At 65.4% G+C, this 19,916-nt stretch carries 5 protein-coding genes and 2 pseudogenes; 2 read left to right on the plus strand and 5 right to left on the minus strand.

Annotation, left to right across the window (positions count from 1 at the left end; translation table 11 throughout):
* Positions 1-406: 406 nt before the first annotated feature.
* Complete coding sequence (locus TZ03_RS26505) at positions 407-13,360, plus strand: non-ribosomal peptide synthetase (RefSeq protein ID WP_051101296.1); 12,954 nt, start codon at positions 407-409, stop codon at positions 13,358-13,360.
* A gap of 192 nt (positions 13,361-13,552) precedes the next feature.
* Here the strand turns inward: TZ03_RS26505 and TZ03_RS26510 are convergent.
* Together TZ03_RS26510 and TZ03_RS31685 are read right to left on the minus strand one after the other, a co-directional pair.
* Positions 13,553-14,279, minus strand: a pseudogene (locus tag TZ03_RS26510) (ATP-binding cassette domain-containing protein).
* The gene (locus TZ03_RS31685) at positions 14,280-14,552 is read right to left on the minus strand and encodes a hypothetical protein (RefSeq protein WP_236692902.1); all 273 of its coding nucleotides are present in this window, start codon (positions 14,550-14,552) and stop codon (positions 14,280-14,282) included. It lies immediately after the preceding pseudogene.
* 924 nt (positions 14,553-15,476) lie between these two features.
* On the opposite strand from TZ03_RS31685, the pseudogene TZ03_RS26520 reads away from it, so the two are divergent.
* A pseudogene (locus TZ03_RS26520) lies at positions 15,477-15,827 on the plus strand (phosphopantetheine-binding protein); the annotation flags it as partial.
* Between the two features lie 624 nt (positions 15,828-16,451).
* On the opposite strand, the gene dsbG reads toward TZ03_RS26520, so the two are convergent.
* The 3 genes from dsbG to dsbD are packed head-to-tail and all read right to left on the minus strand — an operon-like array spanning position 16,452 to position 19,769.
* On the minus strand, positions 16,452-17,216 hold the full coding sequence (gene dsbG, locus TZ03_RS26525) for a thiol:disulfide interchange protein DsbG (protein WP_051101298.1): 765 nt from the start codon (positions 17,214-17,216) through the stop codon (positions 16,452-16,454).
* A gap of 1 nt (position 17,217) precedes the next feature.
* Complete coding sequence (locus TZ03_RS26530; protein WP_051101299.1) at positions 17,218-18,054, minus strand: TlpA disulfide reductase family protein; 837 nt, start codon at positions 18,052-18,054, stop codon at positions 17,218-17,220.
* Entirely contained in the window at positions 18,054-19,769 is a 1,716-nt protein-coding gene (gene dsbD / locus TZ03_RS26535) for a protein-disulfide reductase DsbD (RefSeq protein ID WP_051101300.1), read from the minus strand. Before dsbD ends, TZ03_RS26530 begins: the two co-directional genes overlap by 1 nt.
* Positions 19,770-19,916 lie beyond the last annotated feature (147 nt).

The raw sequence follows: 19,916 nt of genomic DNA on the forward strand, positions 1-19,916 counted from the left end.
GCCCGCGCGGCGCATCGCGAGCTGGCGCTCGCTCCTACGTTTGTTTCGGGCCAATTATTCCTGTGGGATTTGCGCGCGAACGCTTTGGCGCATGGCTCGATATCGCGTCGTACGAACAAGGCGGTCGCGCGCGCCTGCCACAGGCCTCACTGGCCCGAAACAAACGTAGGAGCGAGCGCTAGCTCGCGATGCGCCGCGCGGGCGGCGCTCGATCTCACAGGCACCAAACCTCTCAAGGCATACACCCGGTAGTCCTCACCAAACCCTAACGCCTAACCCCCCGCTAATTGCTAATTTCTCCCCCCGCCCATCCGTTCCCCTGTGTACATCCCCGGTCGCCATACGTTGCCCGCCCACGTTCGCGGAGCAGCTGGCGGACCCAACCAGACACTGGCAGGAACACCCCATGACGGACGCCTTCGAACTCCCGCTCTCGCTGGTCCAGGCCCTGGCGCAACGCGCCGCGCAGACCCCGGACAAGATTGCCCTGCGCTTTCTGGCCGACGCTCCCGGCGAGCAGGCCGTGCTCAGCTACCGGGACCTCGACCAGCGCGCGCGCACCATCGCTGCCGCCTTGCAGGCCCGTGCCGGCTTCGGCGACCGTGCCGTGCTGTTGTTCCCCAGCGGGCCGGACTACGTGGCGGCGTTCTTCGGCTGCCTGTATGCCGGGGTCATCGCGGTGCCGGCGTACCCGCCGGAATCCGCGCGCCAGCACCACCAGGAGCGTCTGCTGTCGATCATCGACGACGCCGAGCCGCGCCTGCTGCTGACCGTGGCGGCGCTGCACGACAGCCTGCAGGGCCTGGAAGCCCTGGCGGCGGACAATGCCCCCCAACTGCTGGCAGTGGATGGCCTGGACCCGGCCCTGGCCGCGAACTGGCGCGAGCCCGCGCTCAAGGGCGATGACATCGCCTTCCTGCAATACACCTCCGGTTCCACCGCACTGCCCAAGGGCGTGCAGGTCAGCCATGGCAACCTGGTGGCCAACGAGCAACTGATCCGCCAAGGCTTTGGCATCGACCTCAACCCCGACGACGTGATCGTCAGCTGGCTGCCGCTGTACCACGACATGGGCCTGATCGGCGGCTTGCTGCAGCCGATTTTCAGTGGTGTGCCCTGCGTGCTGATGTCGCCGGGCTACTTCCTGGCCCGCCCGTTGCGCTGGCTGCAGGCCATCAGCGAGTACGGCGGCACCATCAGCGGCGGCCCCGACTTCGCCTACCGCCTGTGCAGTGAGCGGGTTAGCGAGGCTTCCCTGGCCGGGCTCGACCTGAGCCGCTGGCGCGTGGCCTATTCCGGTTCCGAGCCGATCCGCCAGGACAGCCTGGCGACCTTCGCCGACAAGTTCCAGGCCTGCGGCTTCGATCCGCAGAGCTTCTTTGCCAGCTATGGCCTGGCCGAAGCGACCCTGTTCGTCAGCGGCAGCCGCCGTGGCCAGGGTATCGCCGCGCTGGAGCTGGACGCCGCAGCCTTCGCCGCCAACCGCGCCGAGCCTGGCGACGGCAGTGTGCTGATGAGCTGCGGCTACCCACAGCCGGGGCATGCCGTACGCATCGTCGAACCACAACGCCTGCAAGTGCTGGACGACAACCAGGTGGGCGAGATCTGGGCCGGCGGCCCGAGCATCGCGCTGGGTTACTGGCGCAACCCCGAAGCCAGCGCCCGCACCTTCGTCGAAATGGACGGCCAGACCTGGCTGCGCACCGGCGACCTGGGCTTCATGCGTGACGGCGAGGTGTTCGTCACCGGGCGTTTGAAAGACATGCTGATCGTGCGTGGCCAGAACCTCTACCCGCAGGACCTGGAAAAAACCCTCGAGCGTGAAGTCGAGGTGCTGCGCAAAGGCCGGGTGGCGGTATTCGCTGTCGAGCACCAGGGCGAAGAGGGCATTGGCGTGGCGGTGGAGATCAGCCGCAACGTGCAAAAGGCGATCAAGCCCCAGGACCTGATCAAAACCCTGCGCCAGGTGATCGCCGACGCCTGCCGCCAGGCGCCGGCCGTGGTCCTGCTGCTGAACCCGGGCGCGCTGCCCAAGACCTCCAGCGGCAAGCTGCAGCGCTCGGCCTGCCGCCTGCGCATGGACGATGGCAGCCTGGATTGCTACGCCCGCTTCCCTGAGGCGAGCGAGGCCAGTGCAACCGTGGCCGCTGGCGATGAGCTGCAGGCGCGTATCGCGGCTGTGTGGCGTGACATCCTCAAGGTAGAGGCGGTGGCCGCGGACGACCACTTCCTGCTGCTGGGCGGCAACTCCATCGCCGCCACCCAGGCCAGCGCACGCCTGGCCGATGAGCTGGGCATCGACCTGAGCCTGCGCACCCTGTTCGAGGCACCGGTACTGGCCGACTACAGCAAGGCCGTGGCGGCGATCATCGCCGCAGGCGGTGCCCAGGCTGCTGCCATCGCTACCCTGGAACGCGGCCAGGCGCTGCCGCAGTCGCTGGCGCAAAACCGCCTGTGGCTGCTCTGGCAGCTGCAGCCGCAGTCGGCGGCCTACAACATTCCGGCTGGCTTGCAGCTGCGCGGCGAGCTGGACGAAAGCGCCCTGCAGGCAGCCTTCCAGGCACTGGTGGCGCGCCATGAATCGCTGCGCACCGTGTTCAGCGAAGAGCACGGCCACGCCCTGCAGCGCATTCTGCCGCAACAGCCGTTCAGCCTGCATTGCCTGGACCTTGAAGGCCAGCCTGCCGAGCAAGTCGCCGCCCAGCGTGAAGCGGAGGCCCGCCTGCCGTTCGACCTGACTCAGGGCCCGTTGCTGCGGGTGACCCTGGCGCGGCTGGACGATGAAGACCATCAACTGTGGGTGACCCTGCACCACATCGTCGCCGACGGCTGGTCGCTGAACATCCTGCTCGACGAGTTCGCCAAACTGTACGCCGCCCACTGCCAGGGCCTGCAGGCCAGCCTGGCGCCGCTGACCCTGGGCTACGCCGACTATGGCACCTGGCAGCGGCAATGGCTGGCCGAAGGCGAAGCCGAGCGCCAGCTGCAGTATTGGCAGGCGCGCCTGGGCGACGAGCTGCCGGTGCTCGACCTGTGCACCGATCACCCACGTGCCAGCCAGCGCGACTATCGCGCCGCGCGTTTCAACCTCAAGGTGCCGGCCAAGCTCGGCGAAGCGCTCAAGGGCCTGGCTCGCGAGCAGCAGGCCAGCCTGTTCATGGTCCTGCTGGCAGGCTGGCAGGCGCTGCTGCACCGCTACAGCGGCCAGGCCGACATCCGCGTCGGTGTGCCTAACGCCAACCGCCCGCGCCTGGAAACCCAGGGCATGGTCGGCTTCTTCATCAACACCCAGGTGCTGCGCGCGCAACTCGATGGCCGCCTGCCGTTCGCGCAGTTGCTGGCTCAGGTGCGCCAGGCCACCCTGGAAGCCCAGGCCAATCAGGACCTGCCGTTCGAACAGCTGGTCGAAGCCCTGCCAGAGGCCCGTGAGCAAGGCCTGTTCCAGGTCATGTTCAACCACCAGCAACGCGACCTGTCGGCCCTGCGCCGCCTGCCCGGTCTGCTGGCCGAAGAGCTGCCGTGGCACAGCCGTGAAGCCAAGTTCGACCTGCAACTGCATAGCGAAGAAGACCACCAGGGCCGCCTGAGCCTGGCCTTCGACTATGCCGCCGAGCTGTTCGAAGCCAGAACCGTCAAGCGCCTGGCCCACCATCTGCTGGCCCTGTTGGAACAAGTGAGCGCCGCGCCGCAGCTGGCCCTGGGCGAGGTGCAATTGCTAGACGAGCCAAGCCGAGCGCAGTTGCTGGGCTGGGGCCAGGCAGCGGTCGAGGCGCCGCAACGCCTGCTGGTGGAGCAGCTCAACGAACAGGCGCGGCTGACCCCGCAACGTACCGCCCTGGTGTGGGAAGGTGGCAGCCTCGACTATGCCGAGCTGCACCAGCGGGCCAACCGCCTGGCCCATTACCTGCGTGACAAAGGCGTCGGCCCCGACACCTGCGTGGCCATCGCCATCGAGCGTTCGCCACAATTGCTGGTGGGCTTGCTGGCCATCCTCAAGGCCGGTGGTGCCTACGTGCCACTGGATGTCGATTACCCGGCCGAGCGCCTGGCCTACATGCTCGCTGACTGTAACGCCGGCCTGCTGCTCAGCCACAGCAGCCTGCTGGGCAAGCTGCCGCAGGTCGAAGGGGTCAGCGCCATCGCCCTCGACCAGTTGCACCTGGACAGCTGGCCCAGCCATGCCCCGGGCCTGCACCTGCATGGCGACAACCTGGCTTACGTGATCTACACCTCCGGCTCCACCGGCCAACCCAAGGGTGTGGGCAACACCCACGCGGCCCTGGCCGAGCGCCTGCAGTGGATGCAGGCCACCTACGCGCTGGATGACAGCGACGTGCTGATGCAAAAGGCACCGATCAGCTTCGACGTCTCGGTGTGGGAATGCTTCTGGCCGCTGGCCACCGGCTGCAAGCTGGTGCTCGCCGGCCCCGGCGAACACCGCGACCCGCAGCGCATCGCCGCGCTGGTCCAGGCCCATGGCGTGACCATGCTGCACTTCGTACCGCCGCTGCTGCAGGTGTTCGTCCAGGAGCCGCAAGCGGGCGCCTGCAGCAGCCTGCGCCGGCTGTTCTCCGGGGGCGAAGCGTTGTCCGCCACGCTGCGTGACCGCGTGCTGCAAGTGCTGCCGCAGGTGCAGTTGCACAACCGCTATGGCCCGACCGAAACCGCCATCAACGTCACCCACTGGCATTGCCAGGCCGCGGACGGCGAGCGCTCGCCGATTGGCCGCCCGCTGGGTAATGTGCTGTGCCGCGTGCTGGATGATGAGCTGGAACTGACCGCCCCCGGGGTACCGGGCGAGCTGTACCTCGGCGGTGCCGGCCTGGCCCGCGGCTACCTGGGCCGCCCGGGCCTTACCGCCGAACGCTTCGTGCCCCAGGCCGATGGCAATGGCGAGCGTCTGTACCGCAGTGGCGATCGTGCCCGCTGGCAGGTGCAGACCGAGGCACTGGAATACCTTGGCCGCCTCGACCAGCAGGTAAAGGTGCGTGGCTTCCGCGTCGAACCCGAGGAAGTCCAGGCCTGCCTGCTGGCGCAGGCGGGGGTCGAACAGGCGCTGGTATTGATTCACAAGGATGCTGTCGGTGCGCAACTGGTGGGCTACTACTGCGGTAGCGCCGAGCCCGCCGAGCTGTTGGCCGTGCTGGCTGCACAGCTGCCAGCGTACATGGTGCCGGCACAGCTCATCCCGCTGGCAGAGATGCCGCTGGGCCCCAGCGGCAAGGTCGAGCGCAAGGCGCTGCCGGCCCCGGTGTGGCAGCAGCGTGATCATGTCGAGCCACAAACCGAGTTGCAGCAACAGGTCGCGGCGATCTGGCGCGAAGTGCTGAACCTGCCGCGCATCGGCCTGCAGGACGACTTCTTCGCTCTGGGTGGCCACTCGCTGCTGGCCACCCAGATCGTCTCGCGCAGCCGCCAGGCCTGCGATGTCGAGCTGCCGCTCAAAGCCCTGTTCGACGCCAGCGAACTGGGTGCCTTCTGTGCCGAGATCGCGCGCATCCGCGCCGCCGGCGAGCGCAACCTGCAAGGCGAAATCGCCCGCGTCGACCGCCGCCAGGCGGTGCCGCTGTCGTACTCGCAGCAGCGCATGTGGTTCCTCTGGCAAATGGAGCCGGACAGCCCGGCGTACAACGTCGGCGGCATGGCCCGCTTGCGTGGCACCCTGCATGTGGATGCCTTCGAGCGTGCGCTGCAGGCGCTGATCGTGCGCCACGAAACCCTGCGCACCACCTTCCCCAGCATCGACGGCGTGCCGTACCAGTGCGTAGCCGAGGACAGCGGCCTGCACCTGGACTGGCAGGACTTCAGCGCCTTGCCCGCCGAAGCCCGCCAGCATCGCCTGCAACAACTGGCCGACGAGCAGGCGCACCAGCCGTTCGACCTGGAGCGTGGCCCGCTGCTGCGTGCCTGCCTGGTCAAGGCCGAGGAGCGCGAGCACTTCTTCGTCCTCACCCTGCACCACATCGTCACCGAAGGCTGGGCCATGGACATCTTCGCCCGCGAGCTGGGCGAGCTGTACGAGGCTTTCGTCGATGACCGCGAGTCGCCGCTGGCGCCGCTGCCGGTGCAGTACCTGGACTACAGCGTGTGGCAACGGCAATGGCTGGAAAGCGGCGAGGGCGCACGCCAGCTGGCCTACTGGAAGGCCCGCCTGGGCGATGAGCACCCGGTATTGGCCTTGCCAGCCGACCGCCCACGCCCAGCGGTGCAGAGTCACAGGGGCGAGCTGTACCGCTTCGAGCTCGACCCGGCGCTGGTCGCCCGCGTGCATGCCTTCAACAGCAAGCGCGGCCTGACCCTGTTCATGACCATGACCGCCACCCTGGCCGCCTTGCTGCACCGCTACAGCGGCCAGCGCGACCTGCGCATCGGCGCACCGGTGGCCAACCGCATCCGCCCGGAAAGCGAAGGGCTGATCGGCGCCTTCCTCAATACCCAGGTGCTGCGCTGCGAGCTGGACGGCCAGATGACCGCCGCTCAGTTGCTGGAGCAGATGCGTCAGGCCACCATCGAAGGCCAGTCGCACCAGGACCTGCCGTTCGACCAGTTGGTGGAGGCCTTGCAGCCGCCGCGCAGCAGCGCCTACAACCCGCTGTTCCAGGTGATGTGCAACGTGCAGCGCTGGGCCTTCCAGCAAAGCCGCACCCTGGCCGGCATGCAAGTGGATTACCTGGTCAACGACGCCAGCGCGACCAAGTTCGACCTGTACCTGGAGGTGACCGACCTCGACGGCCGCCTGGGTTGCTGCCTGACCTACAGCCGTGACCTGTTCGACGAGCCGCGCATCGCACGCATGGCCGAGCATTGGCAGCAACTGCTGGTCGGCCTGCTGGACAACCCGCAACAGCGCCTGTGCGAGCTGCCGATGCTCAGCAGCGCCGAGCAGCAGGTGCTGGCGGGCCAGTTGCAGGGCGAGCACGATTTCGACCTCGACCAGACCTTGCACGGCCTGTTCGCCGCCCAGGCCGTGCGCACGCCACAGGCTGGCGCGTTGACCTTTGCTGGCCAGCACATGACCTATGCCGAGCTCGATCAACAGGCCAACCGCCTGGCCCGCGCCCTGCGCGAGCGCGGTGTCGGCCCGCAGGTACGCGTGGGCCTGGCCCTGGAACGCTCGCTGGAAATGGTCATCGGCCTGCTGGCTATCCTCAAGGCCGGCGGCGCCTACGTGCCGCTGGACCCCGAGTACCCACTCGACCGCCTGCGCTACATGATCGAAGACAGCCGCATCGGCCTGCTGCTGAGCCAGCGTGCGTTGCTGCAAACCCTCGGCGAGCTGCCCGAAGGCGTGGCGCGCTGGAGCCTGGAAGACGACGCTGCCAGCCTGTCGGCATACAGCGACGCGCCGCTGGACAACCTCAACCTGCCGCAGCACCAGGCCTACCTGATCTATACCTCCGGCTCCACCGGCAAGCCCAAGGGCGTGGTGGTCAGCCATGGCGAGTTCGCCATGCATTGCCAAGCGGTGATCGCCGCGTTCGGCATGCGCAGCGATGACTGCGAGCTGCATTTCTATTCGATCAACTTCGATGCCGCCAGCGAGCGCCTGTGGGCGCCGCTGCTGTGTGGCGCCCGTGTGGTGCTGCGCGCCCAAGGGCAGTGGGGCGCCGAGGAAATCTGCCAACTGGTGCGTGAGCAGCAGGTGAGCATCCTCGGTTTCACCCCCAGCTACGGCAGCCAACTGGCCCAGTACCTGGGCGGGCAGGGCGAACAGTTGCCGGTGCGCCTGGTGATCACCGGCGGCGAAGCGCTGACCGGCGAGCACCTGCAACGCATCCGCCAGGCTTTCGTGCCACAGCAGTTCTTCAACGCCTACGGCCCGACCGAAACCGTGGTCATGCCGCTGGCCTGCCTGGCGCCGCAGGTGCTGCCAGCCGACCTTGGCAGCGTGCCGATCGGCCGCGTCATCGGCAGCCGCAACGCCTATATCCTCGACGAGGACCTGGCCCTGTTGCCGCAAGGCGGCATTGGTGAGCTGTACGTCGGCGGTGCCGGCCTGGCCCAGGGTTACCACGACCGCCCTGGCCTGAGCGCCGAGCGCTTCGTCGCCGACCCGTTCAGCAGCGAAGGCGGGCGCCTGTACCGCACTGGCGACCTGGTGCGCCTGGGCAGCGATGGCCTGGTGGAGTACGTTGGCCGTGCCGACCAGCAAGTGAAGATTCGCGGTTTCCGCATCGAGCTGGGCGAAATCGAAAGCCGCCTGCAGGCGCATGCCGATGTCGAAGAAGCCGTGGTACTGGCCCTCGACCTGCCAGGTGGCAAGCAACTGGTGGGCTACCTGGTGTGCCAGCAGGCCACTGCCGACAGCGAGGCGCAAAACCTGCTGCGTGAGGCGGTGAAAGCCGATGCCCGTCAGCACCTGCCGGACTACATGGTGCCCGCGCACCTGGTGTTGCTCGCTAGCCTGCCGCTGATGGGTAACGGCAAGCTCGACCGCCGCGCGTTGCCGCTGCCCGACCTGGAGCAGGCGCGCCAGCAGTACCAGGCCCCTGGTAATGAGGTGGAAGCGCAACTGGCGCAGATCTGGCGCGACGTGCTCAACGTTGCCCGGGTCGGCGTGCAGGACAACTTCTTCGAACTGGGCGGTGACTCGATCCTGTCGATCCAGGTGGTCAGCCGGGCCCGTCAGGCCGGCTTGCAATTCACCCCGCGCGACCTGTTCCAGCACCAGACCATCCAGACCCTGGCAGCTGTCGTTAGTCACAGCGAAGCCACCAGCGACATCGAACAGGGCCTGCGCCAGGGCCAGACTGGCCTGACGCCGATTCAGCATTGGTTCTTCGACAGTGAAGTGTCGCAGCCCCAACACTGGAACCAGGCGGTGCTGCTGACGGTGCGCCAGCCGCTGGATGAGGCGGCGCTGCAGCAAGCCCTGGCGGCCCTGGTGCAGCACCACGACAGCCTGCGTCTACGGTTCACCCAGGCCAATGGCCGCTGGCAGAGCGAATACAGCGTACCTGTCGCCCAGCAATTGCTGTGGACGGCCACGGTGGCCAGCTTCGACGATTGCCAGGCGCTTTACACCGATGTGCAGCGCAGCCTCGATCTGGCCGATGGCCCCCTGCTTCGCGCCTTGCTGGTCAGCGATGGCCAGGGCGCTCAACGCCTGCTGCTGGCGATCCATCACCTGGTGGTCGATGGCGTGTCCTGGCGCGTGCTGCTCGAAGACCTGCAGGCGTTGTACCGTGGCCAGCCGCTGCCGGCCAAGACCCACGCCATGGGTGACTGGGCTGCCCGCCTGGCCAGCTATGCCGGCAGCGACTCGCTGCGCGACGAGCTGGGCTGGTGGCAAGGCCAGCTGGGTGGCGTGCGCCGCGAACTGCCATGCGATCACCCGCAGGGCGGCAACCTGCACCGTCATGCCCGCACCCTGGCCATTGGCCTGGACGTGGAGCAGACTCGGCAATTGCTGCAACAGGCCCCGGCGGCCTATCACACTCAGGTCAACGACCTGCTGCTGACCGCCTTGGCGCGTGCCGTGTGCCGCTGGAGCGGGGATGACGAAGTGCTGGTGCAGCTCGAAGGCCATGGCCGTGATGGGCTGTTCGAAGACATGGACCTGACCCGCAGTGTCGGCTGGTTCACCAACGCCTATCCGCTGAGCCTGTGCCCACTGCCAGGCGAGGACGATGCAGCGCGGGCCGGGTCGATCAAGCGCATCAAGGAGCAACTGCGCCAGGTGCCGCACAAGGGCTTGGGCTACGGCGTGTTGCGCTACCTGGCCGACGCGGCCGGGCGCGAGCACATGGCGTCCTTGCCGCAGGCGCGCATCACCTTCAACTACCTGGGCCAGTTCGACCAGCAGTTCGACAGCGCGGCACTGTTCCAGCCGCTGGATGCCCCTGCCGGCCTGGCCCACGACCTCGATGCGCCGCTGCCCAACTGGCTGAGCGTCGATGGCCAGGTGTATGGCGGTGCCCTGCAACTGCGCTGGACCTACAGCGCCGAACGCTACGACGAGCGCACCATCGCCAGCCTGGCCGAGGCTTATCACCAGGAGCTGCTGGCGCTGGTCGAGCATTGCCTGGCAGATGGCAACGGCAGCTTCACCCCGTCGGACTTCCCGCTGGCGCATCTGAGCCAGGAACAGATCGACGCGCTGCCGGTACCGGCTGCACAGATCGAGGACGTCTACCCGCTGACTCCGATGCAGGAGGGCATGCTGCTGCACACCCTGCTGGAGCCAGGCACCGGTCTCTACTACATGCAGGACCGCTACCGCATCAACAGCGCCCTCGACCCCGAGCGTTTCGCCCAGGCCTGGCAGGCGGTGGTGGCGCGCCACGAAGCGCTGCGTGCGTCGTTCAGCTGGAACAGCGGCGAGGCCATGCTGCAGATCATCCACAAGCCGGGCAACCTGCCGGTGGATTACCAGGACTGGCGTGGCCTTGCTGACGATGCCCAGGAGCAGCGCTTGCAGGCCCTGCACAAGCAGGAGCGCGAGGCTGGTTTTGCCTTGCTCAGCGAGGCGCCGTTCCACCTGCGCCTGGTGCGCGTGGCCGACGAGCGCTACTGGTTCATGATGAGCAACCACCACATCCTCATCGATGCCTGGTGCCGCTCGCTGCTGATGAACGATTTCTTCGAGGTCTACCAGGCCCTCGGCGAGGGCCGCCAGGCCCAGCTGCCGGTGCCGCCGCGTTATCGCGACTACATCGGTTGGCTGCAACGCCAGGGCCTGGATGACGCGCGCGCCTGGTGGCAAGCCAACCTGGCCGGCTTCGAACGCGCCACGGCCATCCCCAGCGATCGGCCGCTGCGTCACGACCACGCCGGTAGCGGCATGATCGTGGGGGACTGCTACACGCGCCTGGCGGTGAGCGACGGCGTGCGCCTGCGCGAACTGGCCCAGGCCCACCAGCTCACCGTCAACACCTTCGCCCAGGCGGCCTGGGCCCTGGTGCTGGCGCGCTACAGTGGTGATCGCGACGTGGCCTTCGGCGTGACCGTGGCCGGGCGCCCGGTGAGCATGCCGCAGATGCAGCGCACCGTCGGCCTGTTCATCAACAGCGTCGCCCTGCGCGTACAGTTGCCGGCTGCCGGCCAGCGCTGCAGCGTGCGCCAGTGGCTGCAAGGCCTGCTGGAACGCAACATGGAGCTGCGTGAGTACGAATACCTGCCGCTGGTGGCGATCCAGGAGTGCAGCGAACTGCCCAAGGGCCAGCCGCTGTTCGACAGCCTGTTCGTGTTCGAGAACGCACCGGTGGAAACCGCCGTGCTCGACCACGCCCAGCACCTGAACGCCAGCTCCGATTCGGGCCGTACCCACACCAACTTCCCGCTGACGGCGGTGTGCTACCCGGGCGATGACCTGGGGCTGCACCTGTCGTTCGACCAGCGCTACTTCGACTACCCGACGGTCGAGCGCCTGCTGGCCGAGTTCAAGCGCTTGCTGCTGGCATTGGTGCAGGGCTTTGACGGTGAGGTGAGCGCGCTGCCGCTGCTGGGTACCGAGGAACAGCGCTTCCTGCTGGAAGACTGCAACCGTACCGAGCGCGCCTACCCTCTGCAGCAGAGCTACATCGCGCAGTTCGAAGCACAGGTTGCCGCGCACCCTGAACGTACGGTGGCGCGTTGTCTGGAAGCATCCTATGACTACGCCGGGCTGAACCTGGCGGCCAACCGCCTGGGCCATGCCCTGGTTGCGGCGGGTGTGAACCTGGACCAGCCGGTGGCGCTGTTGGCCGAACGTGGGCTGCCATTGCTGGGCATGATCGTCGGCAGCTTCAAAGCCGGCGCCGGCTACCTGCCGCTGGACCCGGGCCTGCCGGCGGCGCGCCTGCAAAGCATCATCCAGCTCAGCCGCACGCCGGTGCTGGTGTGCAGTGCCGCCTGCGCTGAGCAAGGGCGGCAGTTGCTGGGTGAGCTGGAGGCGCAGGTACGGCCGCAACTGCTGGTATGGGAAGACGTCCAGGCCAGCCAGGTTGCCAGCCACAACCCCGGTATCCACAGTGGCCCGGATAACCTGGCCTACGTGATCTACACCTCAGGCTCCACCGGCCTGCCGAAAGGCGTGATGGTCGAGCAGCGTGGCATGCTCAACAACCAGCTGAGCAAGGTGCCGTACCTGGCGATGAGCGAGCAGGACGTGATCGCCCAGACCGCGTCGCAGAGCTTCGACATCTCGGTGTGGCAGTTCCTCGCCGCACCGCTGTTCGGCGCCAGGGTGGAGATCGTGCCGAATGCCATCGCCCATGATCCGCAGGGCCTGCTGGCGCATGTGCAGGCTACTGGCATCACCGTACTGGAAAGCGTGCCATCGCTGATCCAGGGCATGCTGGCCAACGACCACCAGGCCCTCGACGGCTTGCGCTGGATGCTGCCGACCGGCGAAGCCATGCCACCGGAGCTGGCGGCGCAATGGCTGCAACGTTACCCGCAGATCGGCCTGGTCAACGCCTATGGCCCGGCGGAGTGTTCCGATGACGTGGCGTTCTTCCGCGTCGATGCCGAGTCGACCCGTGGCAGCTACCTGCCGATCGGCACGCCGACCGACAACAACCGGCTGTACCTGTTTGGCGATGAGCAGGCGCTGGTGCCGCTGGGTGCAGTGGGCGAGCTGTGCGTGGCCGGTACCGGCGTGGGCCGTGGGTATGTTGGCGACCCGGTACGTACCGCGCTGGCGTTCATCCCGCACCCGTACGGCGCGCCAGGCGAGCGCCTGTACCGTACCGGTGACCTGGCGCGACAGCGCCCGGACGGTGTGCTGGAGTATGTCGGGCGTATCGACCACCAGGTGAAGATTCGCGGTTACCGCATCGAGCTGGGCGAGATCGAAGCCCGCCTGCATGAGCAGAGCGAAATCCGCGATGCTGCCGTGGGAGTGCAGGAGGGCGTCAACGGCAAGCATCTGGTTGGCTACCTGGTGGCGCACCAGGGCATTGCCGGTGATGCTGCGTTGCTGGAGCAGGTCAAGCAACGTCTGCGAGCCGAGTTGCCAGAGTACATGGTGCCGTTGCATTGGGGCTGGTTCGACAGCCTGCCGCACAATGCCAACGGCAAGCTCGACCGCAAGGCCCTGCCGGCGATCGACATCGGCGGTCAGCACAGCCAGGCCTACCAGGCACCACGCAACGACCTGGAAGAAGTGCTGGCTGGCATCTGGGCCGATGTGCTCAAGGCCGAGCGGGTAGGGGTGCACGACAACTTCTTCGAACTGGGCGGGCACTCGCTGCTGGCCACGCAGATCGCCTCGCGGGTGCAGAAGCAGTTGCAGTTGAACGTGCCACTGCGGGCGATGTTCGAGTGCAGCACGGTGGCGGAGCTGGCCGAGTATGTGCAGGGGCTGCAGGGCAGTGTGCTGGATGACGACAAGGTCGATCGGCTTAGTGATCTGATGGCGGAGCTCGAAGGGCTGTAAATAGATTGGCGCAGCCTGCGCCGGACTCTTCACGGGCTTGCCCGCTCCCACAGGTACTGCGCAAAACTCGAGAATTGCGCGATCCTTTGTAGGAGCTGGCTTGCCTGCGATGGGCTGCGTAGCAGCCCCGGCAATATCTGTGTCGACGCTGAGATCCTGGGGCTGCAAAGCGATTAAGGTTTTTCAGCGTTGCTATGCAGCCCCCACTTCGTCCAGCAACATCGAAGCATTGATGAACGCTTCATCCAAAGATCCCGCCCGATAGCGAGTCAGGAATTGGTCTGAGCTATGGAACGCTTCGAGTTGACGATGGGCAAGCATGTAAAACCGATCGCAATGGGCCGCGATTTCCTGCGTATAGTGGGATGAAACCAAAACACTGGCGCCTTCGTTGCAAGCGTGTTTGATCCCAAGCCAGATAAAGTGTCGAAACTCCGGGTCCAGGCCAGCCGTGGGTTCGTCAAGTATGATCAGGTCGCTGCCCATGAGTAGCAGCGTCAAGGTGAAAAAACTTCGGACCTCGCCATAGCTGCAAGTAGAAGCTTTCTTACTGGAAATATCCGAATATCGTTTGGAAAGCGCAGGCGACCATGCACCAAGCCGAGACAGTGCTTCAGACAGGCAAGGTTTCGACGGGGCATTCAAGTGGGTAATGAGTTCGTAAACTTCCATCATCCGCAGTTGGGGGGGGAGGCGTCAGAATTTGCGTCAGATAAGCCAGATGTTGGGCGCGATTGATGATCTCACCCTGGTCAGGTTGTCTAAGCTTACAAATCAAGTCGAAGAGCGTCGTTTTTCCAGCTCCGTTGCTCCCTAGTATACCCACCGCTTCACCGGGCGAGAGATGCAGGTTGAGACGCTGCAGTAAGGTTTTTTCTTTATATGAAAAGGTCAATTCATTAATGATCAGTAGGCTCATTTAGTAACGACTCCAGATAGGCTGGACTCTGAAATGAGTCGCTGTCATATGAAAGCCAATCAGGGCAAGGGTCAATACCGCCGGGAAAGCTGCCAATAACGGAAGCTCAGCGCGAAATACGCGGGTGCTCAAGTACAGAGGGTTGACTAACGCGATCAGTTGATTTTGCTCTTTTCCTGTGGCGGCGCCCAGATAGCTGGACATCAGCATCAGAAATGACAGCAGTGAGAAAAGCGTGCTGGCTGTTCCAAATTTGATAGGCAGGGCGGCCATGACCAAACCTACACAGGAGAAGCCCAGGTAGCTGGTAAAGAAGCAGGCCATTATGAAAAGGTATTCGTGGGCCGAATAATTTCCATGCATGGGTTTGGTGACCAGGTAGAGAACAAGGATGCGTAGGTGATGCTTAGTATTGAATAACTGAGCATGTGAGACGCAAGAAAAAGGCGAATGGATTTCTTTTGGTAGATGAACGAACCGATGAAGCCGCTTTCCCGTCTGCCGATAAGGTAAAAGCTGAATCCAAAAAATGCGACGTTCGCTGAAATGTAGGCGTAGAACCACCCTGCATAGGATAAATAGGGTTGAGCGGTCCCGTCTGGATTCAGATAGCTTGGGCTCATGATAAAGAACAGCATGCAGGGGGCGAAGGCAGTCCACAACAGACTGGAAGGCTCTCTGAGGTGCTCTTTTATCAAAATTCTTGAGATGTTATAGAGTTTTGTCAGTCTGAGGGGGTATCGGCTGCTGGTCATGGGAAAGGTACCATTTGATCCGAGTAGTTATTCTGGGTGTCGAGGTGGAGGCGTTGTTCATGGGGAGGAATAGTGTGTCCATTGAGATCTCCTTGTTTTCAGCGCGCCAGGGCTCTGTAGGTTTGGATTTATACTTTAAATGCGTAAAGTTTGCTGGTTGATTTGCTGGTAGGCACGCTATCTACTGTTTGAGTTGCAGCTGGTGTTGCGGGGTTTTTCTGAGCGGTATTTCTGATGAAAATCCAATGATTGATCGCGAGTGTGGGAAACTTCCTGTTGTGATGTAGGGCTAGTCCGTATCTCTCGCAGGATTGATATGTGTTTCAGTTGGGGATGTTCTGTTTGCGATGGGTGGCGTTTATTGCTTTAGACGCACAATTCAGTGTTTCAAGATGTAAAATTTGATTGTGATTCAGAAAATTCGCTACCTGGTGGAGCCCTGCGGAGGGCCCTGCCGGCGATCGACAGCGGCGGCCAGCACAGCCAGGTCTACCAGGCACCACGCAACGACCTGGAAGAAGTGCTGGCTGGCATCTGGGCCGATGTGCTCAAGGCCGAGCGGGTAGGGGTGCACGACAACTTCTTCGAACTGGGCGGGCACTCGCTGCTGGCTACGCAGATCGCCTCGCGGGTGCAGAAGCAGTTGCAGTTGAACGTGCCGCTGCGGGCGATGTTCGAGTGCAGTACGGTGGGGGAGCTGGCCGAGTATGTACAGGGGCTGCAGGGTAGTGTGCTGGACGACGACAAGGTCGACCGGCTCAGTGATCTGATGGCGGAGCTGGAGGGGTTGTAGGGGGTAGGGTTCGCCTTGAGGCTTGCTGCGCGGCAGAAATCGAGCGCCGCCCGCGCGACGCTTCGCGGGGCAAGCCCCACTGTCTGTTTCGGGCCAGTTTCGCCTGTGAGAGGCCCGCGCGCTCCTTGGCGTATGACTTGATACTAAGTCGTACAAACAAGGCGGCCAGCGGTGACCTCACAGAAGAGACTGGCCCGAAACAGACAGTGGGAGCGGGCTTGCCCCGCGAAGCGCCGCGCGGGCGGCGCTCGATCTCACAGGCGCTGCATATCTTGTGGCAAACACTTGTCAGCCCTGATGCGGCCTCTGTGGGAGCGGGCATGTCGAGGCGTCGAACCGCCGCGAACACCGGCAAAGCCGGTGCCATCCATCGCGTCGCCTGTTTCGCGGGCACGCCCGCTCCCACAGATATAGCGCCGCTCTCAAGGCTTATGCAGTACCTGTGGGAGCGGGCATGTCGAGGCGTCGAACCGCCGCGAACACCGGCAAAGCCGGTGCCATCCATCGCGTCGCCTGTTTCGCGGGCACGTCCGCTCCCACAGATATAGCGCCGCTCTCAAGGCTTATGCAGTACCTGTGGGAGCGGGTTCACCCGCGAACAGGCCGGTACTGGCAACCAATATCTCAGCGCTTGCCAAGAATCTTCCCAAGCATCTCCGGCCGAGGCGCCCCTTGCTGGCTCTGCAGGTTGCCCTGCTCATCCTGGAAGAAAATCGCCGGGGTCGCCTGCAACCCCATCTCTTCCATCAACGCCATGTTCGCCGCCAGCTTCTGTTGCACCGCCTCCGGCACCTGCTCCAGTGGTTTCAGCGTGCTGGCCTTGCCGGCCTTTTCATGTTGTTGCAGGGCCTTGGCCGGATCTTTCGCCGCCAGCAGCGCCGCCGACTTGCCCGGGCTGTCTTCGCGGATGATGCCGACCATGATATGGCGCAACTGTACCTTGCCCGACTCCACCCACGGCCGCGCCTGCTCCCAGAACATATTGCAGTACGGGCAATTGGGGTCACTGAACAGGTACACCTTGCGCGGCGCATCGGCCTTGCCATCGGCGATCCAGGCAGTTTTCTCCATCTTCGCCCAGATCGCCTTGCTCATCGGCGCATACACCAGCTTTTCCAGCGGCTCGGCGCTAAGGTCCTTGCCCTGTTCGTCGAACAGGCTGCCGACCAGCACGTGCTTGCCGTCGGGGGTCAGGTACAGGGCCAGGGCGTTGCTCTGGTACTCGGCGGCATAACCGCGCAGGCCGTTGGGCGCGTCGAAGCTGCCCTTGATCACGGCGCCCTTGGCCTGCAGTTGCTGAACCGCCTTGGGCAGTTCTTCAGCCTGCAAGACAGGGGCGGCCAGCAGGGCCAGGGACAGGGGCAGGGGCAGCAGTGCAGTCAATCGCATGTCAGTTTCCTTGTGCGGCAGGGGCGGGCGCGCTGGCCCGGTCGAAAGGTTCCAGGGCGTGGCGCAGGCTGGCCCGGGACAGCTCGCCCAGGTGGCTGCCGACCAGCCGCCCGTCGGCGTCGTAGAACAGGGTGGTGGGCAGGGCCATGGAGCCGACGCGCTGGGCCAGCAGGCCGGTACCGTCGAACAGTACGTGGGTCAGGCTCAGGCCGGTGGTGGCGAGGAAGGTGCTGACGTTCTCCGGGGTTTCGCCTTGGTTGACGAACAGGAAGGTCACGTGGGGAAAGTCGCCTTGTGCCTGTTGCAGCACCGGCATCTCGCGCCGGCAGGGTGGGCACCAGGTGGCCCAGATATTGATCACCAACGGCTTGCCCCGGTAGCTGTGCAGCGCCACCGGCTGGCCGCCGGCGTTGCGCAAGCTCAGTTCGGGCAGTTCGGTGCCTTTGCTGTACAGGTGCCCGCCGAGGCTGGCCAGGCCCCAGAACAGCGCGCCGCTGAACAGCGCCCAGCCCAGCGGGCGGCGCAGGCCCGGGTGACGCCAGCCCTGCCATAGGGCACCGAGTACCATGCCGGCCAGGCCGGACCAGAACAGGAAACCGCCATCGCGAATGTCGATGACCTGCAGCGGTTCGTCCCGGTACATCGGCCAGTAGGCCAGCACGAAGCCAGCGCGGGCGCACAACAGGCCGATCAGGAACAGGTTGAACAGTGCCGATTCCGGGCTTTCGCCGCCACGCCGGGCGACCCACCAGCCGACCACGCAGGCGATCACCAGGGCGGTGAGCATCAGCAGGTGATTGAGGGCCATGGTCAGCGGCCCCAGGGTTACGGTGAGCATCAGCCTTGGCTCCTGGTCTGGGTCCAGTGTTGCTGGAACGCTGCCGCATCCACCTCACCGGTGATGCGCCGCGCGCGGCGTTCTTCGCCTTCCGGGCCGATCCAGATGATGCTGGGCGGGCCGGGTACCTGATAGCGCTGCAGCAGGGCTTTGCTGGCCGGACTGTCGGCGGTCACGTCCAGACGCAGCAGGTGCACGCCGGCCAGGCCTGCCTGCACGTCGCTGCGGGCGAACACCTGTTTTTCCATGACCTTGCACGACACGCACCAGTCGGCATAGTAGTCGAGCATCACCCACTGGCCACGGGCCTTGGCCGCATCCAGTTCGCGCTGCAGGTCTTCGGGGCGGCTGACGGTGACGAAGCTGTCTTCGACGTGCTGCCCGGTGGCCGGCGCGGCTCCACTCCCGGCGAACGGGCGCAGGGGCTGCCAGAGGTCATTGCCACCAGCGGCCGCGCCTACCAGCAGCAGGCCGCCCCACAAGGCGCCCAGCAGTGGTACCGCGCGCAATGCCGGCAGGCGCTGCAGTGCTGGCCAAGTGGCCCAGGCCAGGGCGATCAGCCAGGCGCCGCTCAGTGCCAGCAGCAGCGTCGAGGGCAGCAGGCTGCGCACGGTGTACAGCGCCATGGCCAGGAATACGAAGCCGAACACGCCTTTCACCCGGTTCATCCAGGCGCCCGGGCGCGGCAGGTAGCGATTGCCCAGGGTCACCAGCAACAGCAGCGGCACGCCCATGCCCAAACCGAGACTGAACAGTACCAGCGCGCCTTGCAGCACATCGCCGCTCTGAGCGATGTACAGCAGCGCACCGGCCAGTGGCGCGGTCATGCATGGGCCCAGCAGCAGCCCGGAAAGTGCGCCCAGCAACGCCGCGCCATACAGGTTGCCGCCACGGGTACTTTGCCCGGCCCGGTCGAGGCGATCACGCAGGGCTGCGGGCAGCTGCAGCTCGAAGGCGCCGAACATCGGCAGGGCAAGGACCACGAACAGCCCGGCCAGGCTACCCAGCAGCCAGGGTTGTTGCAGCCACGCCTGCAGGCTGGCGCCCAGCAGCGCGGCGACCACGCCCAGGGCGGCGTATACCAGCGCCATGCTCAGCACGTAGACCCCCGCCAGCACCCAGCCGCGGCGGGCACTGGCGCCATTGCCCAGCACCAGCCCGGCCAGGATCGGTAGCATCGGCAACGAGCATGGGGTAAAGGCCAGCAGCAGGCCCAGGCCGAAGAAGGCCAGCAGGCCCCAGGCCAGGTTGCCGCTTTGCAGGCCGCTGGCCAGGGCTTGGTCGCTTGCCTGGTCGCTGGCTGGGGTGACGCTGCCGCCCAGGTCGATGGCCGTGGTTTGCGGCGGGTAGCACAGCCCGGCGTCGGCGCAGCCTTGCCAGCCCAGGCGCAGCTGGCCCTGGGCGTTGGCTGGCAGCAGCAGTTCGAGCTGGTCGCGGTACACCGCGCTGTCGCCGAAGAACTCGTCGTGGTGGTTGAGGGCCGCCGGCAATTGCGGGTGCTGTTCGGCGGGCAGGCCGTCGAACTTCAGGCGTTTCTGGTACAGGTAGTAGCCTGGCTTGATCTGGAAGTACAGGCGCATCTGGCCGTCGGCCTGGCGGTCGTGGGTCAGCACGAAGGCCTGGTTGACCGGCAGGAAGTCGGGTTTGACGTCGAACGGGTTGGCCTGCAGTGGGCCGGCCAGTAGCAGTGTCAGGAAGAGCAGGAGGACGCGCATGTCTTCGCCTTGGCAGGTCTAGGAATGGGGCCATGCTGGCTGGGGTTGATTAAATGAAGGTTAACTCTGGTTTTGGGTTGTAGGAGGCGTGTCAGGGCTTGCAGGTGCTTGCCGGGGGATTTGCAGCGCCTGTGAGATCGAGCGCCG

It is taken from the genome of Pseudomonas sp. 10-1B (genome assembly GCF_000935045.1).
Taxonomy (GTDB): Bacteria; Pseudomonadota; Gammaproteobacteria; order Pseudomonadales; family Pseudomonadaceae; genus Aquipseudomonas.